The 24383-nt window shown below is 67.6% G+C and carries 23 protein-coding genes; 5 read left to right on the top strand and 18 right to left on the bottom strand.

Features of this window, described 5'->3' with window-relative positions; all coding sequences use genetic code 11:
• The first annotated feature begins 61 nt into the window (after window positions 1-61).
• On the top strand, window positions 62-1018 hold the full coding sequence (locus FK527_RS06650) for an SGNH/GDSL hydrolase family protein (RefSeq protein ID WP_144731384.1): 957 nt from the start codon (window positions 62-64) through the stop codon (window positions 1016-1018).
• A gap of 61 nt (window positions 1019-1079) precedes the next feature.
• Here the strand turns inward: FK527_RS06650 and FK527_RS06655 are convergent, their stop codons facing one another.
• The 3 genes from FK527_RS06655 to FK527_RS06665 form a co-directional block, all read right to left on the bottom strand.
• Window positions 1080-2390, bottom strand: a complete 1311-nt coding sequence (locus FK527_RS06655; protein ID WP_144731388.1) for a lipase family protein — start codon at window positions 2388-2390, stop codon at window positions 1080-1082.
• Between the two features lie 70 nt (window positions 2391-2460).
• A complete protein-coding gene (locus FK527_RS06660) occupies window positions 2461-2934 on the bottom strand; it encodes a hypothetical protein (RefSeq protein WP_246072697.1) in 474 nt (157 codons plus the stop codon).
• Window positions 2935-2941: 7 nt separating this feature from the next.
• Window positions 2942-3652, bottom strand: a complete 711-nt coding sequence (locus FK527_RS06665) for a TerC family protein (protein ID WP_144731391.1) — start codon at window positions 3650-3652, stop codon at window positions 2942-2944.
• Between the two features lie 392 nt (window positions 3653-4044).
• On the opposite strand from FK527_RS06665, the gene FK527_RS06670 reads away from it, so the two are divergent.
• Complete coding sequence (locus FK527_RS06670; protein ID WP_144731394.1) at window positions 4045-4818, top strand: metallophosphoesterase family protein; 774 nt, start codon at window positions 4045-4047, stop codon at window positions 4816-4818.
• Window positions 4815-6254, top strand: coding sequence for a bifunctional serine/threonine-protein kinase/universal stress protein (locus FK527_RS06675; protein ID WP_144731397.1), 1440 nt, complete (start codon window positions 4815-4817; stop codon window positions 6252-6254). Before FK527_RS06670 ends, FK527_RS06675 begins: the two co-directional genes overlap by 4 nt.
• A 33-nt stretch (window positions 6255-6287) precedes the next feature.
• Here FK527_RS06675 and der read toward each other — a convergent pair whose 3' ends face one another.
• From der to surE, 15 genes are all read right to left on the bottom strand, one after another.
• Window positions 6288-7631, bottom strand: coding sequence for a ribosome biogenesis GTPase Der (der, locus tag FK527_RS06680; protein ID WP_144731400.1), 1344 nt, complete (start codon window positions 7629-7631; stop codon window positions 6288-6290).
• Between the two features lie 28 nt (window positions 7632-7659).
• Window positions 7660-8808, bottom strand: a complete 1149-nt coding sequence (gene bamB, locus FK527_RS06685) for an outer membrane protein assembly factor BamB (protein WP_144731403.1) — start codon at window positions 8806-8808, stop codon at window positions 7660-7662.
• Window positions 8805-9506: a YfgM family protein gene (locus FK527_RS06690; protein WP_144731406.1), complete on the bottom strand. Its 702-nt coding sequence runs from the start codon at window positions 9504-9506 to the stop codon at window positions 8805-8807. Before FK527_RS06690 ends, bamB begins: the two co-directional genes overlap by 4 nt.
• A 17-nt stretch (window positions 9507-9523) precedes the next feature.
• Entirely contained in the window at window positions 9524-10855 is a 1332-nt protein-coding gene (gene hisS / locus FK527_RS06695) for a histidine--tRNA ligase (protein WP_144731408.1), read from the bottom strand.
• Between the two features lie 99 nt (window positions 10856-10954).
• Window positions 10955-12262, bottom strand: coding sequence for a flavodoxin-dependent (E)-4-hydroxy-3-methylbut-2-enyl-diphosphate synthase (gene ispG, locus FK527_RS06700; RefSeq protein ID WP_144731411.1), 1308 nt, complete (start codon window positions 12260-12262; stop codon window positions 10955-10957).
• On the bottom strand, window positions 12262-13281 hold the full coding sequence (locus FK527_RS06705) for a helix-turn-helix domain-containing protein (protein ID WP_144731414.1): 1020 nt from the start codon (window positions 13279-13281) through the stop codon (window positions 12262-12264). The genes ispG and FK527_RS06705 overlap by 1 nt, the downstream gene beginning before the upstream one ends.
• Entirely contained in the window at window positions 13274-14038 is a 765-nt protein-coding gene (gene pilW, locus FK527_RS06710; RefSeq protein ID WP_425460419.1) for a type IV pilus biogenesis/stability protein PilW, read from the bottom strand. Before pilW ends, FK527_RS06705 begins: the two co-directional genes overlap by 8 nt.
• A 101-nt stretch (window positions 14039-14139) precedes the next feature.
• Entirely contained in the window at window positions 14140-15291 is a 1152-nt protein-coding gene (gene rlmN, locus FK527_RS06715; RefSeq protein ID WP_144731417.1) for a dual-specificity RNA methyltransferase RlmN, read from the bottom strand.
• A gap of 76 nt (window positions 15292-15367) precedes the next feature.
• A complete protein-coding gene (ndk, locus tag FK527_RS06720) occupies window positions 15368-15793 on the bottom strand; it encodes a nucleoside-diphosphate kinase (protein ID WP_144731420.1) in 426 nt (141 codons plus the stop codon).
• A 105-nt stretch (window positions 15794-15898) separates the two neighbouring features.
• On the bottom strand, window positions 15899-17275 hold the full coding sequence (locus tag FK527_RS06725) for a pseudouridine synthase (protein ID WP_144731423.1): 1377 nt from the start codon (window positions 17273-17275) through the stop codon (window positions 15899-15901).
• A gap of 41 nt (window positions 17276-17316) precedes the next feature.
• Complete coding sequence (scpB, locus tag FK527_RS06730) at window positions 17317-17973, bottom strand: SMC-Scp complex subunit ScpB (protein WP_144731426.1); 657 nt, start codon at window positions 17971-17973, stop codon at window positions 17317-17319.
• A 144-nt stretch (window positions 17974-18117) separates the two neighbouring features.
• A complete protein-coding gene (locus FK527_RS06735; RefSeq protein ID WP_144731590.1) occupies window positions 18118-19158 on the bottom strand; it encodes an RluA family pseudouridine synthase in 1041 nt (346 codons plus the stop codon).
• Window positions 19159-19179: 21 nt separating this feature from the next.
• Window positions 19180-20097: a peptidoglycan DD-metalloendopeptidase family protein gene (locus FK527_RS06740; RefSeq protein ID WP_144731429.1), complete on the bottom strand. Its 918-nt coding sequence runs from the start codon at window positions 20095-20097 to the stop codon at window positions 19180-19182.
• Between the two features lie 13 nt (window positions 20098-20110).
• On the bottom strand, window positions 20111-20878 hold the full coding sequence (locus FK527_RS06745) for a protein-L-isoaspartate(D-aspartate) O-methyltransferase (RefSeq protein WP_144731432.1): 768 nt from the start codon (window positions 20876-20878) through the stop codon (window positions 20111-20113).
• Window positions 20878-21696 (bottom strand): 5'/3'-nucleotidase SurE, encoded by an 819-nt coding sequence (gene surE / locus FK527_RS06750; RefSeq protein WP_144731435.1) that lies wholly within the window; start codon window positions 21694-21696, stop codon window positions 20878-20880. Before surE ends, FK527_RS06745 begins: the two co-directional genes overlap by 1 nt.
• A gap of 99 nt (window positions 21697-21795) precedes the next feature.
• On the opposite strand from surE, the gene FK527_RS06755 reads away from it, so the two are divergent.
• Complete coding sequence (locus FK527_RS06755) at window positions 21796-22773, top strand: NADPH:quinone oxidoreductase family protein (protein ID WP_144731438.1); 978 nt, start codon at window positions 21796-21798, stop codon at window positions 22771-22773.
• A 56-nt stretch (window positions 22774-22829) separates the two neighbouring features.
• A complete protein-coding gene (locus FK527_RS06760) occupies window positions 22830-24368 on the top strand; it encodes a GGDEF domain-containing protein (protein WP_144731441.1) in 1539 nt (512 codons plus the stop codon).
• Window positions 24369-24383 lie beyond the last annotated feature (15 nt).

Raw genomic sequence — 24383 nt, forward strand, 5'->3', positions numbered from 1 at the left:
GCACGCGGCCCGCTTTCTTGCGCCTCGTTAAACTTAGCGCTTCATTTTTGGAGAAACCCCTATGGCAGCAAATTGGATGCGCCGCATCGCCCTCACCTTGTGCGTGGGCGCCACGGCCATGGTGCTCGCGGCCTGCGGCTCGAGTTCCGTCGCGTCGGCACTCACGCCGAGCCGCTTCATCGTCTTCGGCGATGCGCTCAGCGACATCGGACAAAGCGGCGGCAAGCGCTACACGGTCAACGACGGCTCGGTCAACAACTGGACGCTGCAGCTCGCTTCGCACTACGGCAAGACCATCACGCCCTCGTCGGCCGGCGGCCTGAGTTACGCCTGGGGCAACGCGCGCGTGCTCGCCACGCCCGACGCCGCGGGCGGCAGCGCGCCGCCGCTTTCCGCGCAGATCGACGCCTTTCTCGCCGCGAACCAGTTTTCTTCGGACGACTTGGTCGTGATCGACGGCGGCATCAGCGACCTGATCGTCGCCATGCAGGCCGTGCTCGCCGGCAGCATGACGTCCGACGCCATGCTGGCCGCCGCGACCCAGACCGGCAAAGACCTGGGCGCGCAGGTGCGCCGCCTGGTCAACGCCGGCGCCAAGCACGTACTTCTGGCGGCCGCCTATGACCTCAGCAAGACACCCTGGGCCGCAACCATCGATCAAAAAGACCTGCTCTACAAGGCCAGCCGCGCGCTCAATGACAGCCTCAAGGTCAGCATCGTCGATCTCGGGGCCAACGTGCTGTACCTCGACAGCGAGTACTACGTGAACCTCTACGTCAACTCCCCCGGCTCGTTCAGCTTTTCCGTGACGGACAAGCCGCTGTGCACGTCCATAGACCCGGCCAACGGCATAGGCATAGGCACGAACCAGGTCAATTCGGCGCTGTGCACGAGCGCGACCCTTGTCGCGGGGGCAGACCCGCTCCGATACGTCTTTGCCGACCCGGTCTACCTCACGCCCTCGGCGCACCGCCAGTTGGGCGACTACGCCTACGACCAGCTCACGCTGCGTTGGTAAAAAACTGCCACTGAATGAAAAAGGCGCCCAAGGGCGCCTTTTTCGTGCCAGAGCGTGAAACTCACTTCACACTGTCGAACAGCGCTTTGGCCTGCGCATGGCAAAACGGCGGCTCGTAGCTACCATGGTAGTTGCCGTAATAGGTCGCGTATGCGGCAGACGTAGGGTCGGTGGGCGCGGCACCGCCCGGGCCGAACGTGGCCTGCACCTGCGCATCGACATCGACGGAGACGACATTGGTGACGCCGCGGCTGTCGAAGTCGGCCTTCAGCACGTTCTGGTGCACCGCAGACGGGATGGTCGGGTCGCCCGCGCCGCCGCACAGCAGCACCTTGGCGCGCGGCGTCCAGCCCAGCAGGTCGTTGCGGCGCGCCGCGACCGCGAGCGGGTGGTTGGCGTCGGTCTGTATGCCCGTGAGGAACGCGGGCTGAAACAGCGCCTCGCGCGCCTGCGCGGGCGTGCCGCCCGGCAGCTTGCCCGTCGTGACCAGCGTGGTGTAGGTCAGCGTGGGGCTGGGCAGCAGGTTTTCGATGGCGGCCGCGTAGGGGTCTTTGAATACTGTGCGCACGTCGGTATAGACATCGCCGTAGATTTTTTGCCAGGCCGTGATGAAAAACGGCACGAAGAACTGTATGCCCGCGATGGCTTCGGGCACGCGCAGCGAGCCCGAGAGGTTGTAGGGGCCCGCCATGTGCGCCGCGGCCACGATGTTGAACTCTGCCGGCGCGTCGCGTTCGGCGGCGCGCTGCGCCGCTGCCGAAGAATGCCCGCCTTGCGAATAACCGGCCAGCATGGTCTTGCCCGACAGGCTGGCCCCCACCGATGCCGCTGCCGTGCGTGCGGCGCGGATCGCGTCGAGCACCGAGCTCGCCTCGGAATCCGCGTGCAGATAGGGATGGAAGCTGTAGCTCGACTTGGCGTAGCCGAGGTAATCGGTTGCGACCACGGCATAGCCCTGCGCCGCGTACATCGCGGCGAGCAGAAAGGTTTCACCGTTTTGCGGGTCTGCGAGGGTGCGCGGCTTTTCCACCGAGGTGCCGGGCGCATAGGCCAGGAGCGGCGCGGGGCCAGAACAAGCGGCATCGCTCCCCGCAGGCACGAGCAGCACGCCCGAGGCATCGCTGTGCTCACCCGCCCGCGCACCCGGCGTGGCGTAGTGCAAGGCCACCACCTTGACGTCGCAGCGCGCCGTGCCGCTCAAGGGCCGCAGGCCCAGGCTGGTTGAAGTCGCATCGATTTGCGCGGCGCTGAGCGTGGCCACCGTAGTGGGCGACTCGAGCAAGGCGCCGCGGCCGGGCTCGTCGGAGCCACCACCGCAGGCGCTCAGGGCCAACACGCTCGCAACGATACAGGTCAGGCGAAAGGGCGTCATGGAAATCCTTTGGGAAATATCCCCATCATGCCGGCAATTCAGCCGCCCAGACTATCGGGATTAACGCCAATCAATCCGCCTGCAACGCCAGCAGCACACCGAATCCAAGCAAAAAGCTGCGCAGCCCCCCGGATGCTGCCGCGTCGGACGTGAACTGTGCCTCCAGCTTGGGGCGGCGCGCGTCCACGATGTGCAAGGCGCCCCATTCGGCCTGCAGCTCCTGCGTGAGCTCCTCCAGCGGCCCCGTGGCGAGCACCGTAGTGGCCCGCGCGCCTCGCTCCTGCAGCCAGGGTCGCATTTGGGCAAAAAGCTTGTCGGCCCAGCGCTTGCGCCAGTTTTCGCGGCTGCTGTGGCTAACCCATTTGCTGATGCGGTGCGTGATGCGCGGCGCACAGGCCACCAAGATCCAGTGGGAGGCCGGGGCGCCAGCGGCCAGTTGCGCCATGTGCTGCTGCGCGTGCGCGGCATCGTCGAGGTAGACGAGCACCGGCATGGCCGCCGTGGCCGGGCTGCATGCGCGCGAAGATGGGGTCGGTGTGTTCATGGCAAGCTCAGTGGACGGCCTTTTTCTGCAGGGCCGCGGCGCGGCGGCGCTTTTGCCACGCACCCGCGCCCAGGATGGCGACGATGGCAAGAACGATCAAGCCCCAATAGGCCAGCTGGTGCGTCCATTCAGGCCCCTTGAAGACGGACGCGAGCAGTTTTTCGTTCACGATCATCTTGCCCGCCGTGAACGCCAGCACCGCCGCTCCCAGCTGGATGATGGCCGGAAAGCGCTCGACCAGCCTGAGCACCACGGTGCTACCGAACACCACGATGGGCACGCTGATCAAGAGGCCGGCGATGACCAGCGCCATGGAGCCTTGCGCCGCACCCGCGACGCCGAGCACGTTGTCTATGCCCATGAGCGCGTCGGCGACGATGATGGTCTTCATCGCGCCCCAGAAAGAGGTGACCGTGGCGGCGCCATGCGCGTCGTCCTCGTCTTTTTCGGCCAGCAACTGGTAGGCGATCCACAGCAGGCCCAGCCCGCCGACGAGCATGAGACCAGGAATCTTGAGCAGCCACACCACCACCAGCGTCATGAGCGCGCGCACCACGATCGCGCCCACCGTGCCCCAGACGATGGTTTTGCGCTGCAGATGCTTGGGCAGGCTGCGCGCGGCCAGCGCGATCACGATGGCGTTGTCGCCCGCGAGCACGAGGTCTATGAGAATGATGGCCAGCAGGGCCGTGAACCATTGGGCAGAAAAAATTTCCATGGGCAGTTTCTTCCAGGTGAAGACCAGAGAATCACCCATTGCCCGCTGGATCTGCTTGCCCTGCCCGCGTCTTGCGCAAAAAGGCGGGACGCAAGCGCACTTCGGCCAGTCCAGCAATGGGTCCAACCGAAGGTCTTGCTCGGCAAACGGCGCTGGCCATTTGCCCGGAAGGCCGGAAGCGCCACGGTTTTACCAACCGTCGCGCCTCGTATTGACGACGTTTCCGATGCTGTGCGGCATCAGCAAGCGGCGCCGCACGCAGGGAGCTACTCCCCTTCGAGGGAGGCAATTGTGCACCATGTTTGGAGGGTCAGCGCAAACGCCGGGCGCAAGACGGCTAGGAGCCTGCCGGCGCGTTCAGGCGTTTACCATGGGGCTTTGCCAGCATCGCCATGAAACTCGCCCTTTTGTCCGACCTGCACGCGAACCGCCAGGCTTTCGATGCCTGCATGGCGCACGCGCGCGCGCAAGGTGCCGAGCGCTTTGCGCTGCTCGGCGATCTCGTGGGCTACGGGGCCGAGCCGCGCTATGTGGTGCAGCAGGCCATGGCGCTTGCGGCGCAGGGCGCTGTGCTCGTGCAGGGCAACCACGACGCGCAGGCCGCAGATCCGCCTGCGGTTTCGGCAGCGGCGCAGCAAGCCCCGTCCATGGCGGCGCTGAGCGCGGCCTGGACGCACGCGCAGCTTGCCGCCGAAGAACGCGACTTTCTCGCGGCGCTGCCGCTCACGGCCGTGCTCGACGGGGTGTTGCTCGTGCACGCCACCGCCGATGCGCCCGAGCGCTGGCGCTACGCGGACAACGTGGTGGTCGCGCAGCAAAGCCTGGACGCCGCCATGCAGCACCCGGGGGTGCAGCACGTGTTCTGCGGCCATGTGCACCAGCAAAACCTTTTTTACCGCGGCACGGGGCGCGGCCTGATGCGTTTTGCGCCGGTGGCTGGCGTGGCTATCCCCGTTGCGCCGCACCGGCAGTGGCTGGCTACGGTGGGCTCGGTCGGGCAGCCGCGCGACGGCGACGCGCGTGCGATGTACGCGCTGCTCGACACCCGCGCCTGGCTGCTGCGCTTTGAGCGCGTGGCGTACGACCACGAGGCCGCAGCCGCAGCGATCCGTGCCACGGGTGCGCTGCCAGAGTTTTTTGCCCAGCGGCTGGAGCATGGGCAATGAAACTGCTCGAGGCCGGCGCGCAGGTCGATGGTTTTCGCGTGCTCGAATGCATACACGCGGGCGGCATGGCGCATATCTACCGCGTCGAGTATGCGCAGGGCGCGCCCGACCCGGGCTTTCCGATGGCGATGAAAATCCCGCGCATGACGACGAGCGACGGCGCGGAGAACATCGTGAGCTTCGAGGTCGAACTGCAAATCCTGCCCGCACTCACGGGCCCGCACGTGCCGCGCTTCGTCGCGGCAGGCGACCTGCAACGCCTGCCCTACCTGGTGATGGAATACATCCCCGGCCAGACGCTAGAGCATTGGCTGGGCCAAAGCCTCGCGCCGGAAGAGATTGCGCGCCTGGGCGCGGCCATGGCCGACGCCGCGCACAGCCTGCACCAGCAAAACGCCTGCCACCTCGACCTCAAGCCCGGCAACGTGCTGTTCAAGACGCCCGACCACGCCGTGCTGCTCGATTTCGGGCTGTCTTGGCATGCGCATTACCCCGATTTGCTCGCCGAAGAGCTGCGCCTAGCCGTGGGCTCGCCCGTCTGGATCGCGCCCGAACAGGTGGTGGGCGTGCGCGGCGACCCGCGCAGCGACATCTTCGCGATCGGCGTGATGCTCTACGAGCTCGCCACGGGCGAGCTGCCCTTTGGCGCCCCGACCACGCGCGGCGGCATGCGCCAGCGTCTGTGGCTGGCACCCACCCCGCCGCGCCGCCACCGGCCCGACTTGCCGCCCTGGCTGCAGGAAGTCATCCTGCGCTGCCTCGAAGCCGAAGCCGCGCGGCGCTACCCCTCGGCTGCGCACCTGGCTTTCGACCTGCGCAACCCCGAGCAAGTGCCGCTGACCGAGCGCGGCCAAGAGTTGCGCGGGCCCACCTTGCGCAGCCAGCTGCGGCGCTGGCTCAAGGCCATGGGCATGCACTACCAGCCCAGCCCCTTGCCCGCGCGCCAGATCGAAGAGGTGCCCATCGTCATGGTGGCCGTGCCGCACGAGGACGTGAACGACGCTACGCTGCATTCGCTGCGCCAGGCCGTGGCGCGCTCGCTGGGCATACGCCCAGGCGCACGCCTGGCCTGCGTGACGGTGCTCTCGCCCTCGGCCAGCAGCACCATCGACAGTGCACGCAGCGAAACCCGCCTGCACCGCCAGCACATTGCCCGCCTCAAGGAGTGGGTGGCGCCGCTCGACCTGCACGGCCACAGCGTGAGCCACCACGTGCTCGAAGCGGGCGACGTGGCGCAGGCGCTGGTGCGCTATGCCGCGGGCAACCATGTCAGCCTGATGATCCTGGGCGCGGCCACGCACGGTCTGCAGTTGCAGCGCTTCGTCGCCACCGTGCCCATGCGTGTGGCGCGCGATGCGCCCTGCACGCTGATTCTGGTCAAGCAGACGCTGCCGTTCGAGGCGCTCGCGCGCGTCGGGGCGGCGGACGGCGCCTGAAAGCCGTTCTTTCGGAAAACGGCCCTGCTGCGCTCACTCGCCTTTGTCGGCGTAGGGGTTTTGCGAGGTCTTGAATTCGATGCGCAAGGGCGTGCCCACGAGCTTGAACTCCTTGCGGAAACGCCCTTCGAGGTAGCGCTTGTAGGCGTCCGCGACATGCTCGAGCGAGTTGCCGTGGATCACGATCACGGGCGGGCTCATGCCGCCCTGGTGGGCGTAGCGCAGCTTGGGGCGGAACATGCCGGCGCGCTTGGGTGCCTGGTATTGCACGGCCTCTTGCAGCACGCGCGTGAGCTGGGGCGTGGGCATTTTGCGCGTGGCCGACTGGTAGGCCTCGATGATCGACGCCCACAAAGGGCCCAGCCCCTGGCGCTTTTTGGCCGAGATGAAGTGGATCTTGGCAAACTTCAGAAAGGCCAGCCGCGTCTCGATCGAGCGCTCGAGCAGCTGGCGTTGGTACTCGTCCACCGCGTCCCACTTGTTGACCGCGAGCACCACGGCGCGGCCGCTCTCGAGCGCAAAGCCTGCGATGTGCGCGTCCTGGTCAGTGACACCCTGCGTCGCGTCGAGCAGCAGCAGCACCACATGCGCCGACTCTATGGCCTGCAGCGTCTTGACAACCGAGAATTTTTCGATGGCCTCGAACACGCGCCCCTTGCGGCGCAGGCCCGCAGTGTCTATGAGTTCGAAGCGCTGGCCGTTGCGCTCGAAAGGCACGCTGATGGCGTCGCGCGTGGTGCCCGGCAGGTCGAAGGCGACGAGCCGCTCCTCGCCGAGCCAAGCGTTGATGAGCGTGGACTTGCCCACGTTGGGCCGCCCTGCGACGGCCAGCCGGATCACGTCAGCCGCCGCAGTGTCTTCGGGGGCTTCTTCAGGTTCGGGGCCTTGCAGGGGTTCGAGCGCGAGCTCGATCAGGCTGCGTATGCCCTGGCCGTGCGCGGCCGAGACGGGGTGCACCTCGCCCAGGCCGAGTTCGTAGAACTCGGTGAGCTGCGCGCCTTCGCTCATGCCCTCGGCCTTGTTGGCCACGAGCACGCAGCGCTTGCCGAGGCGGCGCAGGTAATTCGCGATGTCGTGGTCTTGCGCCGAAAGCCCCGCGCGCGCGTCGACGACGAACAGCACCACGTCGGCCTCGGCCACGGCTTGCTGCGTCTGCTTGGCCATCTCGTGGTAAATGCCGCTGGCGGCGTCGGGCTCGAAGCCGCCGGTGTCTATGACGATGTATTCGTACTTGCCCTGGCGGCCCTGGCCGTAGTGGCGGTCGCGCGTGAGCCCCGCGAAGTCGGCCACGATGGCGTCGCGCGACTTGGTGAGGCGGTTGAACAGCGTCGATTTACCGACATTCGGCCGCCCGACGAGGGCGATCACGGGTTTCATGCGCTCGGTATCCGATCATTCATGGCGGTCATTCGGGGCGAAAACCATAGACGTTGCCCTTGCGCGTGACGACGACCAGCGTTTCGCCGGCCACGACAGGCGCAGCGGCAACGCCGGAGTCGTCGGTGCTCAGGCGATTGAGCGGCGCGCCGTCGTCGCGCGCGAGCAGGTGCACCAAGCCGGTGTTGTCGCCGATCACCACGGCGCGGCCGAGCGCGAGCGGCGCAGTCAGCTTGCGGAATTTGAGCCGGTCCACCGTCCAGGCGCGCGTGCCGTCCCGGCGCCGCCAGGCCACGACGAGGCCGTTGCTCTCGGTGCCATAGACGTAGTCCGCGTCGCCGTGCACGCCTTCGGCGCCGCTGGCCAGCTGCGTCCACGCCACCGTGCCGCGCGCCGTGTCCACGCAGCCCACGGCCGCCTGGAAGGCGCGTGCGCAGACGCTGTCGCCCTCGCGGCTCACGCGCCCGACGAGGTCGATCAGGCGTTCGAGGTCGTTCGTGCCGCGTGCGCTCGCGATCGGCGCCTCCCAGCGGATGCTGCCGTTGTCGGGGTTGAAGCCCACCATGCGCCCGGAAATGCCGGCCACGAGCGTGTCACGCACGGGCAGCAAGACGCCGGCCTGGCGCAGCACCAGCGGATCGCTGGTGCGCGTCTGCGCCCACAGGCGCCGGCCCGTGGCGGCGTCGAAGGCGCTCACCGAGCGGTCCGCGCCGAGCACGAACACGCGCCAGCCCGCCACCAGCGGCGGCGTGAACACCTGCGTGCCCAGGCGCTGGCGCCACAGCTCCTTGCCGCCTTCGAGCACCACGAGCTGGTTATCGTGCGTGACCACGGCCGTCCATTTGCCGTCGCTGCCCACGCCCGCAGACAGCGGGGTGTGCAAGTCGGTGCGCCAGATGTCGCCACCCGTGCGCCCGTCGAGCGCGGCCACCGTGCCGTCGCGCGCGGCGAGCGTGACCACATGGCCGTTGACCTGCGCCTCGAGCGGCAAGCCTTCGACGCTGCCGATGCGCGCCGTCCACGATTGGCGCACCGCAAGCACGGGCACGTTGGGCCCCAGCTCGGCCGGTTTTTGCTTGGCGCTGCTGCCTATACCCAGCCATGAGCAGGCGCTGAGCACGGCGCTGAGCACCAGCAGGAGCGCAGGGCGCACAAAAGCGCAGGCTTTGATCGTCATGAGCGTTCCTCTTTGGTTGCTGGGCTGGGTGCCGAAGCCGCGTTCGCTGCTTTCGCTTCGGGCGCCGCACCCAGGGCCTGCAGCTTGACTTCGACGAGGCGGCGGTAGGGGCTCTCAGCATCGAATGCTTTGTAAGCATCGGTGTAAGCGGCAGCAGCTTCTTTGCGCTTGTCCAGGAGCATCAGGATGTCGCCCTTGCGGTCGGCCACGAGCGCCGCGAACTGCGCCGGAAAGTTGCCCGAGACTTGCTTGAGCGCGTCGTCCAGAACCTTTTGCTCCATGAGCACGGCCGCCAGGCGCAGATGCGCGAGCGCCTGGTAGGCCTCGTCACCGGCGTGGCTCGCCACCCAATCCAGCGTGCCTTTGGCGGCATCGAGCTGGCCCTTGTCCACCTGCGCTTTGGCGAGCAGCAAACCGGCTTGTGCGGCCTGCACCGTGCTGCCGTAAGAAGCGCGCAGATCGGCGAAAGCCCGCTCCATTTTGGGCATGTCGCCGGCGCTGGCCGCAGTGTCGAGCGCGTCAAACAGGGCGGCCGCCTGCGTGGCCTGGCGGTTTTGCCAGTATTGGTAGCCGTTCCAGGCAGCGAGCGCACCGAACACCAGCACGAGCACGGCGGTGATCAGGGTGCCCCAGGTGTTCCAGAAATGCTTGAGCTGCTCGATCTGCTCTTGTTCTTCGAGGTCTAGGTGTTGGGCCATGGATGGTGGTGGGGAAATCAGCGCTGCGATTGTAGGGTGGCGGCCAGGGCGGGCAGGTCGGCGAGCGCATGTTCGGTCTGCGCACCGCTGCCGTCGCGCAGCGCCTTGCAGGTGAGCGCGCCGCGCGCGAGCTCGTCCGCGCCGAACACGAGCGCGAAGCGGGCACCGCTTGCGTCGGCTTTTTTGAACTGCGACTTCATGCTGCCCATGCCCGCGTCCGCGCTCGGCGCGGCATGCATCTGCACGCACACGCCCAGCGCCCGCAAGCCTTGCAGCGTGGCCATGACGGTGGGCAGCGCGGTTGCGTCGGGCACGACGGCGTAGGCGTCGGGCACGGGCGCAGGTGGGGCCTCGCCTTGTTCCTTGAGCAATTCGAGCACGCGCTCGACGCCCAGCGCCCAGCCCACGGCAGGCGCAGGCTTGCCGCCGATCTGCTCGATCAGGTAGTCGTAGCGCCCGCCGCCGCAGATCGTGCCCTGCGCGCCGAGCTGGTCGGTGATGAACTCGAACACCGTGAGGTTGTAGTAATCCATGCCGCGCACGAGGCGCGGGTTGATGCGCCAGGCGACGCCGCTCGCGTCCAAAATGGCCGTGACGCGCTCGAAGTGCGCGCGCGACGCCGCACCGAGGAAGTCGAGCAGGCGCGGCGCAGCCTCGACGATGGGCTGCATGGCGGGGTTTTTGGTGTCGAGGATGCGCAAGGGGTTGCTGTGCAGGCGCCGGCGCGCGTCTTCGTCGAGCTGCCCGAAGTGCTGCTCGAAGTGCGCGATCAAGGCGCTGCGGTGCGCCTTGCGCTCCTCGGGCTGGCCCAGGCTGTTGAGCTCCAGGCGCACGTCGCGCAGGCCCAGCTCCTGCCACAGCGCATGCGCGAGCAAAATCAGCTCGGCATCGACCTCGGGGCCCGCAAAGCCCAGCGCCTCGGCGCCGATCTGGTGAAACTGGCGGTAGCGCCCGCGCTGCGGCCGCTCGTGGCGGAACATCGGCCCCATGTAGTAAAGCCGCTTGCCGCCGTCGTAGAGCAGTGCGTGCTCGACCACCGCGCGCACCACGCCCGCCGTGGCCTCGGGGCGCAGCGTCAGATGTTCGCCGTTGAGCTTGTCTTCGAACGAATACATCTCTTTTTCGACGATATCCGTCACCTCGCCCAGCCCGCGCACGAACAGCGCCGTGGGCTCGACGATGGGCGTGCGGAGGTTGCGGTAGGCGTAGCGCGCCATGAGGCTGCGCACCTTGCCTTCGAGCCACTCCCAGCGCGCGGATTCGGGCGGCAGGATGTCGTTCATGCCTTTCACGGCGACCAGCTTTTCGGGTTTGCCGGCGGGCGCCTTTTTCTCGATTTTCTCTGTCATGCGTGCTCTGTTTTTTGATGCATCATGGCGCGCCCATAGGGCGCTGCGGGCGTTTTTTCCTGTTTTTTTGCAGCGCCCTTGGGCTGCCCTGAAGGCAGCCTACGCCGAGGGGGTTTGCACAGCTTCTTGCTGCGCGCCGAAGCGCTGCTGCACGTAGTCTTCCACCACCTGCTGAAAATCGCGCGCGATGTGCTCGCCGCGCAGGGTCAAGGCTTTTTCGCCGTCGATGAACACGGGCGCGGCCGGGGCCTCGCCCGTGCCGGGCAGGCTGATGCCGATGTCGGCGTGCTTGCTCTCGCCGGGGCCGTTGACGATGCAGCCCATCACCGCGACCTTGAGGCCCTCCACGCCGGGGTAGCGCGCGCGCCAATGCGGCATCTGCGCGCGCAAAAAGTCGTCGATCTGCTTCGCCAGCTCCTGAAAGGTGGTGCTGGTGGTGCGCCCGCAGCCGGGGCAGGCCGTGACGCTGGGCACGAAGCTGCGCAGCCCGAGCGCCTGCAAAATCTCCGCCGCGACCACGACCTCCTGCGTGCGCGCCTCGCCGGGCGCAGGCGTGAGCGAAACGCGGATGGTGTCGCCAATGCCCTCCTGCAGCAGAATGGCGAGCGCCGCGCTCGATGCCACCGTGCCCTTGGTGCCCATGCCCGCCTCGGTCAGACCCAGGTGCAGCGCATAGTCGCAACGGTGCGCGAGCTCGCGGTACACCGCGATCAAGTCCTGCACGCCGCTGACCTTGCACGAGAGCATGATCTGCGCGCCCGCAAGCCCCAGGCGCTCGGCCTGGCGCGCCGAATCGATGGCCGAGCTGATGAGCGCCTCGTACATCACCTGGCGCGCGTCCCAGGGCGTGCTGCGGCGGCTGTTGGCGTCCATGAGCTGGGCCAGCAGGGCCTGGTCCAGGCTGCCCCAGTTCACGCCGATGCGCACGGCCTTGTCCCAGCGCACGGCGGCTTCGATCATCTGCGCAAACTGCTTGTCGCGCTTGTCGCCGTGGCCCACGTTGCCGGGATTGATGCGGTATTTGGACAGCGCCTGCGCGCAGTCCGGGTATTCGGTGAGCAGGCGGTGGCCGTTGTAGTGGAAGTCGCCGACCAGCGGCACGCTCTCGCCCATGCGGTCGAGCTGCTCGCGGATGTAGGGCACGGCAGCCGCGGCCTCGGGCGTGTTCACGGTGATGCGCACGAGCTCCGAGCCCGCGCGCGCGAGCTCGCGCACCTGGATCGCCGTGGCCACGGCGTCGGCTGTGTCGGTGTTGGTCATCGACTGGATGCGCACGGGCGCGTCACCGCCCACGGTGACCACATGTGCGCCCCAGACCACGCGCGCCTGGCGCGAGTGCCGCGGCGCCGGCTGCGCCAGGGGGATGGGCGCGGGGGAAAGAGAACTGCCAGGGGCGCTGTTTGCCACTACTTCACCTCGAAACGGGACACATTGCCTTTGGACACCGCAGGCGGCACGAACGGCTGGCCACGCACGAACACTTCGACCGCATCGGCGCGCCCGAGCACCACCGCAAGCGGTAGCGTACCCGCCACGGGCGCTGATTCACCAGCTTGCAGCGTGCGCTCCAACACCACCTTGCCGGCAGCGTCGCGCACCTGGACCCAGGAAGCGCTGCGTGCGCGCAGCAACAGCAGCTCCGCGCCCGCCGCAGGGGCGACGCGCACGGGTTCTGCGGCTGCAGAGGCGGCTGCGGAAGGCGCCAGCGCCGCAGCCGCGGCTGCGCCGCCTGGGATGGCTGCCGTGGGCGAAGCGCTGCCCGCGGGGCGAAGCCCTTCGCCCGCAAGCGCAGAAGCCGCAGCAGCGCCAGAAGCAGAAGCGGGGGTTTGCGCCAGTTCCATTTGCACCGCCGCAGGCCCAGGCGTAGAGGATGGGGTCCAGGGCGTCTGCAGTTCGGGCTGTTGCTGCGCCGTCGCGGCAGAGGCCCCCGCGCCCGCCGGCTTCAGCCCTTCGGTGCTCCTGTCTGGCGCACCGTGCGGCCAGAAAATGAGGGCCAGAGCGCCCAGCAGCAAAGCCAGCACGAGCCAGCCCAGCCAGCGGTGTTTCCCGTGGGCGGGAGAAAAGTCCAGCGACTTCCCGGCCAAGTTTTTGACGGGTGTGTTGATGCCTTCCGTCTGCCCGGCCAACGAACCCGGCGCCACCCTGGGCAACAGGGCCAGCACGGGCGCGGGGTCGATCTTGAGGCTGCGGCACACGCTCGAAGCCAGCGCGCGCGCAAAAACCATGTCCGGCAGGGCGGCAAGATCGCCGTTTTCGAGCGCCTGTAGTTTGTCCAGCGGCACCTTCAGCGTTCCTGCGAGGGTCGCGATGTGCACCCCCGCGGCCTCGCGCGCGGCGCGCAGCAAGGCGCCTGCGCGCACCGCATCTGCTTCTTTATTGGAAGCATCCTGCGCAGTTCCTGCGGGCGTCAAGGGCGAATCACTCATTGAAAGCTCCGCGCTCGTAGGCGGTCCACTCGCGGGAATCGGGGAAGCGCTTGTGCAACTGCTCGGCCAATTGCCCCATGGCCACGGTATTGCCCAAGGCGCGCTCTATCTTGATGCCCAGCCACAGCGACTCGGAGTTGGCGAATTCGCTGTTGTTCACGCGCCGGATGTAAAAGCGCGCTCTTTCGGCATCGTTGCGGCGCAGCAGCAGGGAGGCCAGCTGGTAGCCGACCACCGGATTGGCCGGGTTGAGTTCATAGGCTTTGAAGAAAGACTGCTCGGCCTCGGCGTACTGCTGTGCAGCTTCTAGACACAGACCGCGCGCCATCAGCGTCTTGTCCTTGGCCTGGTAAATGGGGCTGGCCAGGGCGGCGGCGAAATTCTGGTCGGCCTCGGCAAACCGGCGCTGCTGGCACAGCAGCCAACCATAGTTGTGGCGCAAGTCGGGATCGCCGGGGCGCAAGGCGAGCGCGCGCCGGAAACTGTCTTCGGCGATGCCGTAGTCGCTCAGGCGCATGTAAATCAAGCCGCGCAGGTTGTAGGCGTCGGCGGAATTCGGGTCGGCGATGAGCGCCTGCTTGACCTCATCGAGCGCCACGGTGGTTTTGCCGGCCTCAAAATAACCCGCTGCCAGCTCCAGCCGAATGCGCGCACGCCGCTGCCCCTCGGTTTCGTCCGAAGCGGTGACGACCTCGCCGGAACGTGCAGCCGTCGCCGCCCCCGGCGGCGCCGCACAGCCCGCCAGAACCGACGCCATCAGCATCAGGCCCGCGAGCACCCAGCGGTAAGCGCCGCGCGGCAGCGTGCTGCCAAGAACCTCTCTCGCCTTCATACGGAACACCTCCAGGTCATTCATGCCTATGGCCGCACGGAATCGCGCGGCTGCGCCGGGGCCCGGTGCAGCACCACGGTACGCTGGCGCGCCATGCGTTCGGCAGCGCGCGTGCGGTCCTGCACGTCGCCGGCCAGCTGTCCGCAGGCCGCGTCGATGTCGTCGCCGCGCGTCTTGCGCACGGTGGTGACGATGCCTGCGTCGCTGAGCATTTTGGCAAAGACCGCGACCCGCGCCGCCGGGGAGCGCTGCAGGCCCGAGGCGGGGAACGGATTGAACGGGATGAGATTGAGCTTGCAGCGCACCCCGCCGCCGCTTGCGGTGGGGCGCAGCAGGGCGATCAGCTGCTCAGCGTGCTCGGGCTGGTCGTTCACGCCGTCGAGCATGCAGTATTCGAAGGTGATGAAGTCGCGCGGCGCGTGCGCCAGATAGCGCCGGCAGGCATCGAGCAACTCGTGCAGCGGGTATTTGCGGTTGAGCGGCACCAGGCTGTCGCGCAGCGCATCGTTGGGCGCATGCAGTGATACAGCCAGCGCCACGGGGCAGTCCTGCGCGAGCCGATCCATCATGGGCACCACGCCCGAGGTGGACACGGTGACGCGCCGGCGCGACAAGCCGTAGCCATGGTCGTCGAGCATCACGCGCAGCGCCGGCACGAGCGCCGTGTAGTTCTGCAGCGGCTCGCCCATGCCCATCATCACGACGTTGGAGATGACGCGCTCGCTCGTGCCAAAGCGCCGGCGCAGTTCGTGCTCGGCCCACCAGAGCTGGGCGATGATCTCGCCCGTCGTGAGGTTGCGACTGAAGCCCTGGTGCCCGGTCGAGCAAAAGCGGCAGCCGATGGCGCAACCCGCCTGCGACGAAACACACAAGGTCGCGCGGTCGTCTTCGGGGATGAAGACCGCCTCGACGGCATTGCCATCGCCCACGTCGAACAGCCACTTGATGGTGCCGTCGCGCGAGACCTGCTCGCTCACCACGGGCAGCGGCGCAACGCAGGCCAGCGCCTTGAGCTTGTCGCGCAGCGACTTGGCGAGGTCGCTCATGGCGTCGAAGTCGCGCGCACCGCGCTGGTGGATCCAGCGAAACAACTGCGTCGCGCGAAAGCGCTTTTCGCCGAGCTGGGCGCACCAAGCCGCGAGCCCGTCGAGATCGAACTCCAGCAGGTTGGTCTTCATACGCATCCCCTTGCCCGGAAGTGCCGTGCCTGCAGCCACTGCGCCGAGTCAGCACGCGCAGGCGCAGGTCAGCACGTCAGCGCGAGCAGATGTCCATGCCAGCGAAAAAGAAGGCGATTTCGACCTGTGCGGTCTCGGCAGCGTCGGAGCCGTGCACAGCGTTGGCATCGATGCTGTCGGCGAAATCGGCGCGGATGGTGCCGGCAGCCGCCTTTTTGGGGTCGGTGGCGCCCATGAGATCACGGTTCTTGAGGATGGCGTTTTCGCCTTCGAGCACCTGGATCATCACCGGGCCGGAAACCATGAAGTCCACCAGGTCCTTGAAGAAGGGGCGCTCTTTGTGCACCGCGTAGAACTGCTCGGCTTCGCGGCGCGAGAGCTGCGCCATGCGCGCCGCCACGATCTTGAGGCCGGCAGCCTCGAAGCGGGCGTAAATCTGGCCGATCACGTTCTTGGCAACGGCGTCGGGTTTGATGATGGAAAGAGTGCGTTCGATGGCCATAAACATTTCCTAGGTAGTTTGTAAATCTGTTCAATAAATTCTCGCCCGGCGGGCAAAGCTTTTGATTCTAAACCGCTGGGTTTACACATCACGCCATGGCGCTGCTCAGCGCCCACCGCCATAGCGCCCACCGCCGGAGCGGCGCTGCGTCTGGCGCTGGCGCGAGAGGCTGTCCCGGCCGATGTAGCCGACCGAGGTCTTCATGGGGTCGGGCTGGGCATTCGCGCGCGAGCCCTGGCCGTCGGCCTTGCCACGCCGCGATGGGGGGCTGCGCAAAGGGCCGCCCTTGCCCACGGGTGCACCACCTTGTTTCGTGCCGCGCTGGCGCCCAGCGTCGGCGCCGCGGCCCTGGCCTTCATCGACATCGACACCGGCGGCCTGCATGAGCGCCCGCACCTCGTGCGAGTCGAGCTCCAGCCAGGCGCCGCGCCGCAGCCCGCGCGGCAGCACCATGGCGCCGTAGCGGATGCGGATCAGGCGGCTGACCGCGTGGCCCACGGCCTCGAAAATGCGTCGCACCTCGCGGTTGCGCCCTTCAGCGATCGTGACGCGGTACCAGCAGTTCGCGCCCTCGCCGCCGCCTTCTTCGATACTGCGAAACGAGGCCATGCCGTCTTCGAGCCGCACACCTTCGAGCAGGCGCTGTTTTTCTTCTTCGCTCAGCGCGCCGAGCACACGCACCGCGTATTCGCGCTCGAGGCCGAAGCGCGGGTGCATGAGCTGATTGGCCAGCGCGCCGGAATTGGTGAAGAGCAGCAGCCCTTCGGTGTTCAAGTCCAGCCGCCCGACGGATTGCCACTTGCCCTGCACCAGCCTGGGCAGCTTGCGGAACACCGTGGGGCGGTTTTGCGGGTCGTCGTGCGTCACCACCTCGCCCACGGGCTTGTGGTAGGCGATCACGCGCGTGGGCGGCGGGGCGATGCGCACGCGCAGCGGCTTGCCGTTGACCTTGACCTGGTCGCCGTACTGGATGCGCTGGCCGATGTGCGCAGGCTCGTTGTTGACCGAGATGCGTCCCTCGAGGATCAACTGCTCCATCTCAAGGCGCGAACCCAGCCCCGCCTGCGCGAGCACCTTGTGCAGCTTGGGCGTTTCGGCCTGCGGCAGCAGCACGCGCTTGTGCACTGCGGGTGCCTCGCTGGCTTCGTCGGCATCGAAACGCCCCGACACCACGTCGGCAAACTGGTAGCCCTGCGTACCGTGCGCTGCAGCAGGCGGCTGCTTCTTGCCGCGCGCACCTTGGCTGCGCGCGCGCGGCGCAGCGCGGTGCGCGCTGGAGGTCGGCGCCTGCGCACCCTCGCCGCCCACGGCGGCCTGCCCCGGCAGTGGCGCTTGCGGCGTGGGCTCGTCTGCAGGCAAAACAGGCGCCGCAGCGCTCTCGGGCGCGGCCTTTTGGGGGCGTGCCGGGCGTTGGCGCGCCGGCTTCGCGGCGGGCGCGGTGTCGGCTGCGGCACTTTGCAAGTCGAGCGTGGAATCGTTCATCAATCACTTCCTCCGGGCACCACTTCGGGCACCCCACTTTTTTACGTGCGCATAGAGTCGCCAGGCCCGGCCTGCTGCGCCGGCGTCGGCTGCGGGGCTGCGGGGGGCAGGGCCACTTCGCGCGCCGCGGCCACAGCGCCATCCTGTAACTGCATGACCCTGTCCACCAATGCCTGCGCCCCGCCCGCGAGCTCGTCGAGCGCAGGCAGCTGGTCGAGCGACTGCAGCCCCAGATCGTCGAGAAACTGGCGCGTGGTCGCAAACAATGCCGGCCGCCCCACTGCTTCCTTGTGCCCCACGACCTCGATCCAGCCGCGCTCTTCGAGCTGCCGCAGCGTCTGGCTGTTCACGGTGACGCCGCGAATGTCCTCGATGTCGCCGCGCGTGACTGGCTGCCGGTACGCGATGATGGCCAGCGTCTCGAGCGCGGCACGCGAATGGCGCTGCGGTTTTTCTGCATGCAAACGCTCCAGATACGGCTGCAGCTGCGGCCGGCTCTGAAAGCGCCAGCCGCCCGCGACCTGCACCAGCTCGAGGCCACGCTCTGCCCATTCCTGTTGCAAGGCCTGCAATATCTGCTCCAGCGCCTGTGCGTCCAGCGCATCGTCGAACAGGGTGCGCAACTGGCGCATCGCAAGCGCTTGCGGTGCGCAGAGCAAGGCGGCTTCGAGGACGCGCTGGGCATCCATCGTGTTCATTGGTTCAGGAAAAGTGCTGCGTGCATGCTCGCTGCGTCACGAAAGCAGGGCCTCGCGTCCATGACCCTGTGGAGTGCATGGCCACAACATTTTTGCGCTGGCCTCTCACACCGGGCGGGCTCGTCGTAAGCAGAGCCAAAAAAATCAGGGCGGATTGTAGCCCAGCCTTTGCAAGGCCTGCCGCAGGTCTTGCGGCAGGGGAGCGACGAATTCCATGGCCTGCCCCGTCACCGGGTGCGTGAAGGCGAGCCGCCAGGCGTGCAAGGCCTGGCGCTGCAGCCCCAGCGCGGGGGCGCCGCCGTACAAGGCATCGGCCACCAGCGGGTGCCCTATCGAAGCCATGTGCACGCGGATCTGGTGCGTGCGGCCCGTGTGCAGGCTGCACTCGACCCAGCAGAAGCTGTCGTCGCCGCCGAGCCAGCGCACGTCGGTGCACGCCGGCTTGCCGGCATGGACGGACAGGTCCACCACGGCCATGCGCAGGCGGTTGCGCGGATCTCGGCCAATGGGGGCATCGATGCGGCGCAGCTTAGGCCCCGCCCAGCGGTGGTGCGCGAGCGCCTGGTACTCGCGGCGCACGCTGCGTGCGGCGATCATGCGCACCAGCGCGTCCATGGTGCTGCGCTCGCGCGCCACCACGAGCAGGCCGCTGGTGTCTTTGTCGAGCCGGTGCACGATGCCCGCGCGCGGCACCTCGAAAGCCTTGGGGTCGCGCGCGAGCAGGCCGTTGAGCAGGGTGCCGCTCCAGTTCCCAGGCGCCGGATGCACGACCATGCCGGCGGGCTTGTGGATCACGAGCAGATGGGCGTCTTCATAGACCACGTCCAGCGGCAGCGCCTGCGGCTTGAAGGCCTGGCTTTGCTGGGTGGGGCGCAGTTCGACCTGCAGCCGGTCGCCCGCATGCACGCGCGCAGCCGCCTTGGGTGCGGGCTGACCGTTGCGCCGCACCAGCCCCTGCGCGAGCAACTGCTGCAGGTAACTGCGCGAGAACTCGGGCACGAGCTCGGCCAGCGCCCGGTCGAGGCGCGCGCCATGCTGGGCGGCGTTGACCTCGATATGCCGCAACTCAATAGGGGCAGCGGCAAGCTCGCCGATCTCTTCCGCGAAGCTGTCTTCGTCGCCCGGCTCCTGCGCAAGGCTTGCCGCAGGAATTCCGGCTTGCGGCCCCGGCCCGCAACGGCGCATCGCTGGTGGAGGAAGCAAGGTTTACCGCGAAGGCAAATAGCGCGCCGGATCGACCGGTTTGCCTTGCTTGCGGATTTCGAAGTGCAGCTTCACGCGGTCGGCGTCCGTGCTGCCCATTTCAGCGATTTTCTGCCCGCGCTTCACGGTCTGGTCCTCTTTGACGAGCAGGGCCTGGTTGTGCGCATAAGCCGTCAGGAAGGTGTTGCTGTGTTTGAGGATGATGAGGTTGCCATAGCCGCGCAGCCCCGCGCCCGCATACACCACGCGCCCGTCGGCTGCAGCGTAAACAGGGTCGCCCGCTTTGCCGGCGATGTCGTAGCCCTTGTTGCGCGCCTCGTCGAAACCCGCGATCAGACTGCCAGAGGCTGGCCAGATGAAAGAGATGTCGTCTTCGGCCATCGCGGCCGGTGGAGTCGCCGATGCGGCAGGGCTGGGCGCAGCCGTTGCTACGGTCGTGCCTGCAGCGCCGGAAGTTGGGGCCGCAGCGGAAGCCGCCGATTTGGGCGCACTGGCTGCGGTGGCGGCAGGGGCGGTGGCAGCCACACTCGAGGACGCCACGGGGTGCGCGACCACACCGGGGCCCGCCGCGGCGGTGGTCGAAGCAGGCGCGGCCGCGCCCGGCGGCACCACGCGCAGCACCTGGCCGACTTCGATCAGATTGGGGTTGTCGAGGTTGTTCCAGCGCGCCACGTCTTTCCAGCTCTGCCCGTTCTCCAGGCTGATGCGGATCAGGGTGTCGCCCGGCTTGACGGTGTAGTAGCCCGGTTTGCCGGCGTTTTCTATGCCAGGCGGTGGCGGTTTGACTGCGGCAGCTGCGCCAGACCCACTGCTGCGATCCTCGACCGGCGCCTTGCCCAGGGGGGTCGAGCTGCAGCCGACCAGCGCCGCAGCCGCAAGCACCATGAACCAACCCGTGACGAGACTACGCGATAGCGACATGATCGACTTTCCTTCAGGCAATCCCCGATTTTAGGGGGACGAAGTGCACCGGCTCGAGCAAGGTTTGTTGCAGCCCGTGTGCAGTCTTGTCGAGCACCAGCAGCGCCTGCTGCCCCCCCGCGAGCGCCATCGGGGCCACCAGCCGCCCGCCGACGGCCAATTGATCCGTCCACGCTTGCGGCACCGCTGCGCCGCCCGCTGCGGCCAGAATGCCCGCGTATGGCGCCCCTTGGGCGTAACCGAGCATGCCGTCGCCGAGCAGCAAGTGCACGTTGGCCAGGCGCAAGGGGCGCAGGTTGTCGCGCGCTTTTTCGTGCAAAGCGCGCAGGCGCTCCATGCTATAGACCTCGCGCGCGAGCAAACTCAGCACGGCCGCCTGGTAGCCGCAGCCGGTGCCGATTTCGAGCACGCGGCCAAGTCCCGTGTCACGCGCAGCCTCTGCCCCGAGCAGCAGTTCGCTCATGCGTGCCACGATGCTGGGCTTGGAGATGGTTTGCCCCAGGCCGATCGGCAGGCTGGTGTCTTCATAGGCCTGGTTGACGAGCGCGCTGTCCACGAAGCGATGGCGCTCCACGGTGGCCATGGCGTGCAGCACGGCGGCATTGCGTGCGCCACTGGCGGCCAACTTTTGCACCATGCGCGCGCGCACCGCCGCTGAATCCAGGCCCACGCCTTGCGGCGCGGCCGCTGGTGCTGACCGCAGCGCTGGCGCAGGGCGCGCAGCCTTGGCCACTGCCCCTGGCAGGTCGAGCTGGGCGGGAAAGCCGGGTTTGCGGGCCATCAGAACCTGTTCACGATCTTTTCATGGGATATGTTGCCCTGCAAAGGCAGTGGCTGCTCGGCACCTGTCCAATACGCCGCGGCGCGGGCCCAGTGGACGAGTCTGGCGTGGTCGGTGAGATCGATCTGCAGCGGCGTGATGGACACATGGCCTTGCGCCGTGGCATGGAAGTCCGTGCCTTCAGCATCGTCCTTGGCCGGGCCGGCGCCGCCGATCCAATACATCACCTCGCCGTGCGGGCTCTGCTGGGTGATCACCCGCTCGGCGGCGTGGCGCCGGCCGAGCCTGCAGAACTTGGGCGCGCGCAACGCAGTTAGCGGCATGTTCGGGATGTTGACGTTGAACAGCCAGGGCTCCTGGTCGGGCCGCGGCAGCGCGAGCAACTGCTGAACCACCTCGCGCGCTTTGTGTGCGGCGGCTTCGAGTTCACCCCAGCCCTTGTCCACCTGAGAAAAAGCGATCGCAGGAATTCCGAAAAGGTAGCCTTCCATGGCGGCGCCCACGGTGCCCGAATAAATGGTGTCGTCGCCCATGTTGGCGCCGTTGTTGATGCCCGAGATCACCAGATCGGGCCGATAGCCGAGCAAACCCGTGAGCGCAATGTGCACGCAGTCGGCCGGCGTGCCGTTCACATAGCGAAAACCGTTCGCCGCGCAGTGCACGTACAGCGGCGAATGCAAAGTGAGGGCGTTGGACTTGGCGCTGTTGTTGTGCTCCGGCGCGACCACTTCCACCTCGGCGATGGACTGGAGCGCTGCGTGCAAGGCCACGATGCCCGGGGCCTGGTAGCCGTCATCATTGCAAAGGAGAATCTTCATCCTGGGTCCGTGTGCGGGGATGGAGCGGCATTGTAGGAGCAGGGCGCGCGCTTATGATCCCTTGTCCAAACCACGGTACCGACCCAAAGGAGACTTTCCATGCACGCTTGGCTTTGCAGCAACCCCGTGGGCGCCGATGCGCTCACCTGGAGCGAACTGCCCACTCCCACGCCCAAAGAGGGCGAGGTCCTGATCGAAATCAAGGCGGCGAGCCTGAACTTCCCCGACTTGCTGATCGTGCAGAACAAGTACCAGATCAAGCCGCCGCTGCCTTTCGTACCAGGCTCGGAGTTTTCCGGCGTGGTGCAGGCGCTCGGGCCGGGCGTCACGCAGTTGCAGGTGGGCCAGCATGTGGTGTGCATGCCCGGCGTGGGCGGTTTTGCCACCCATGCCGTGGTGCCTGCCGCCCAGTGTTTACCGCTGCCAGCGGGCTTTTCGCACGTGGATGCCGCCGCTTTCGTGATGATTTATGCCACTTCGCACCATGCGCTCGTCGATCGCGCGCAGCTCAAAGCGGGCGAAACCGTGCTCGTGCTCGGCGCCGCCGGCGGCGTGGGCACGGCGGCCATACAGATCGCCAAAAACCTGGGGGCGCGCGTGATCGCGGCGGCGTCCAGCGACAGCAAGTGCGCCCTGTGCCGCTCCATCGGCGCCGACGAGGCCATCAACTACAGCCAGCAAAACCTGCGCGAAGCGCTCAAGGCGCTCACGGGCGGCAAAGGCCCCGATGTGATTTACGACCCCGTGGGGGGCGATCTGGCCGAGCCGGCTTTTCGCTCGATCGCCTGGCGCGGCCGTTATCTGGTCGTGGGCTTTGCTTCGGGTGCCATCCCGTCCCTGCCGCTCAACCTGGCCCTGCTGCGCGGTGCGTCCGTGGTGGGTGTGTCGCTCGGCGAATGCGCCAAACGCGAGCCGCAGGCCTACGCCAGGATGATGGCCGAGCTGGTCGATTGGTATCTGCAGGGCAAGATCAAGCCCGTGATCGACCGCGCGCTGCCCATGGCCGAACTGCCCGCCGCATATGCGTACATGGGGGCGCGCAGTGTGCAGGGCAAACTGGTGCTGGTGAACGACTGAAGCCACTCCTGCCCCATCCGGTCCGCCGCCCCTGACACTTCCATCACCGCCTCTCCATGGCCGACCGTCCCGCTTCCGAGATCGCGCGCGAAACCCTCAAGCAGCTGGCTGCGCGCCGCCTGCCGCCCACGCCGGAGCACTACCGCGCGCTGTACGAGGAGATCTCCGGCGGGCGCACCCCTGCGCCCTTTCCAGAGACCCACTTGCGCGGCATTCTGCGCGTTCTGCCGGCGCAGACGCCGGCACAAAAGCGTCTGCTCGATCAGTTCGAGCGTGCGGTGGCGCACAAAGACTGGGCTTTGCTGCAAAGCGTCATGGTGGGCTATGCCGGCCTCGGACTGTCTCCGACCGCCACCGCCGCGGCCGCGGGCGGCGCGCAAGCGGACACGCCCGGCATGGCCGCCTTGCCCAAGGAACTGGCTGAAATGCTGGCCCGGCTGGTCGAGACCACGCTGCCCGCGCTCGGCGAGGAAGACGTGCGCATCCACGACATGGCGCAGCAACTCGTCGCCTTTTTGCGCGAGCCGGACCCTCCTCTGTCCACCGTGCAGCTGATGCTGGGCAACTTCAGTTACCGCCTGTCCTTCGCCACCGAGGAGCAGGCCGCCATCCGCGCGCGCCTGCTCGAATTGCTGCACATGGTGTTCGAGAACATCGCCGTGCTGAGCGCCGATGACCGTTGGCTGCAGGGCCAGGCCGAAGCCCTGAAAGCCGCGGCCACGCCGCCGATCACGCTGCGCCGGCTCGACGGTGTGCAAAGCCGCTTGAAGGACGTGATTATCAAGCAGGGGGAAGCGCACGGGCGCAGCCTGGAGGCGCAGGAGCAGATGAAGGCCTTGCTGGCCAGCTTCATCGAGCGCCTGGCCAAGATGACCGCAGCCAGCGGCACCTACCACGAGACCATGGAGCGCTGTGCGACGCAGATTGGCCAGGCGACGACGCTCGAAGAAATCGCGCCCGTGCTGCAGGAGGCCATGCAGGCAACCCGCAACATGGCGCTGGACAGCCGGCTGATGCACACCGAACTGCAAGAGTTGCGCACCCGCACCGAGCAGCGCCAGGAAGAAATCCTGCGCCTGCAAGAGGAGCTCGAGCAAGTCAGCGCCCAGGCGCGCCACGATCCGCTCACCGGCGCGCTCAACCGCAAGGGCCTCGACGAAGCCATGGAGCGCGAAATCGCGCGCGCACGCCGCCTCGGCGCGCCGCTGTGCCTGGCGCTGCTGGACCTCGACAATTTCAAGGAGCTCAACGACCGCCTGGGCCATCTGAGCGGCGATGCCGCGCTGGTGCATCTGGCCGAGGTGGCGCGCGCAGTCATGCGCCCGCAAGACTTGCTGGCGCGCTACGGCGGCGAGGAATTCGTGCTGCTGCTGCCCGACACCGCGCTGGAAAACGGCGTCGCGGCCATGAAGCGCCTGCAGCGCGAACTGTCCACGCGGCTTTTCCTGCAAGGCAAGGAGAAGGTGCTGATCACCTTCAGCGCGGGCGTGGTGCAATTGCAGGACACCGAAAACAGCACCGAGGCCCTGCTGCGCGCCGATGCCGCCATGTACCTGGCCAAGCGCGCGGGCAAGAACCGCGTCGTGGCGGCCTGAGTTGCTGAATGCCGG

This window comes from Extensimonas perlucida, assembly GCF_007655255.1.
GTDB lineage: Bacteria > Pseudomonadota > Gammaproteobacteria > Burkholderiales > Burkholderiaceae_C > Extensimonas > Extensimonas perlucida.

Bases quoted from the DNA above. Each gene is read 5' to 3' on its own strand.
- ndk (WP_144731420.1), bottom strand. From the start codon at position 15,793: ATGGCCATCGAACGCACTCTTTCCATCATCAAACCCGACGCCGTTGCC.
- scpB (WP_144731426.1), bottom strand. From the start codon at position 17,973: ATGAACACGATGGATGCCCAGCGCGTCCTCGAAGCCGCCTTGCTCTGC.
- FK527_RS06690 (WP_144731406.1), bottom strand. From the start codon at position 9,506: ATGGCCCAACACCTAGACCTCGAAGAACAAGAGCAGATCGAGCAGCTC.
- FK527_RS06735 (WP_144731590.1), bottom strand. From the start codon at position 19,158: ATGCGCCGTTGCGGGCCGGGGCCGCAAGCCGGAATTCCTGCGGCAAGC.
- FK527_RS06705 (WP_144731414.1), bottom strand. From the start codon at position 13,281: ATGAGTGATTCGCCCTTGACGCCCGCAGGAACTGCGCAGGATGCTTCC.
- FK527_RS06675 (WP_144731397.1), top strand. From the start codon at position 4,815: ATGAAACTGCTCGAGGCCGGCGCGCAGGTCGATGGTTTTCGCGTGCTC.
- FK527_RS06655 (WP_144731388.1), bottom strand. From the start codon at position 2,390: ATGACGCCCTTTCGCCTGACCTGTATCGTTGCGAGCGTGTTGGCCCTG.
- hisS (WP_144731408.1), bottom strand. From the start codon at position 10,855: ATGACAGAGAAAATCGAGAAAAAGGCGCCCGCCGGCAAACCCGAAAAG.
- FK527_RS06665 (WP_144731391.1), bottom strand. From the start codon at position 3,652: ATGGAAATTTTTTCTGCCCAATGGTTCACGGCCCTGCTGGCCATCATT.
- FK527_RS06755 (WP_144731438.1), top strand. From the start codon at position 21,796: ATGCACGCTTGGCTTTGCAGCAACCCCGTGGGCGCCGATGCGCTCACC.
- FK527_RS06660 (WP_246072697.1), bottom strand. From the start codon at position 2,934: ATGAACACACCGACCCCATCTTCGCGCGCATGCAGCCCGGCCACGGCG.
- surE (WP_144731435.1), bottom strand. From the start codon at position 21,696: ATGAAGATTCTCCTTTGCAATGATGACGGCTACCAGGCCCCGGGCATC.
- pilW (WP_425460419.1), bottom strand. From the start codon at position 14,038: ATGGCGTCGGTTCTGGCGGGCTGTGCGGCGCCGCCGGGGGCGGCGACG.
- FK527_RS06725 (WP_144731423.1), bottom strand. From the start codon at position 17,275: ATGAACGATTCCACGCTCGACTTGCAAAGTGCCGCAGCCGACACCGCG.
- rlmN (WP_144731417.1), bottom strand. From the start codon at position 15,291: ATGAAGACCAACCTGCTGGAGTTCGATCTCGACGGGCTCGCGGCTTGG.
- FK527_RS06670 (WP_144731394.1), top strand. From the start codon at position 4,045: ATGAAACTCGCCCTTTTGTCCGACCTGCACGCGAACCGCCAGGCTTTC.
- der (WP_144731400.1), bottom strand. From the start codon at position 7,631: ATGAAACCCGTGATCGCCCTCGTCGGGCGGCCGAATGTCGGTAAATCG.
- bamB (WP_144731403.1), bottom strand. From the start codon at position 8,808: ATGACGATCAAAGCCTGCGCTTTTGTGCGCCCTGCGCTCCTGCTGGTG.
- FK527_RS06740 (WP_144731429.1), bottom strand. From the start codon at position 20,097: ATGTCGCTATCGCGTAGTCTCGTCACGGGTTGGTTCATGGTGCTTGCG.
- FK527_RS06760 (WP_144731441.1), top strand. From the start codon at position 22,830: ATGGCCGACCGTCCCGCTTCCGAGATCGCGCGCGAAACCCTCAAGCAG.
- FK527_RS06745 (WP_144731432.1), bottom strand. From the start codon at position 20,878: ATGGCCCGCAAACCCGGCTTTCCCGCCCAGCTCGACCTGCCAGGGGCA.
- FK527_RS06650 (WP_144731384.1), top strand. From the start codon at position 62: ATGGCAGCAAATTGGATGCGCCGCATCGCCCTCACCTTGTGCGTGGGC.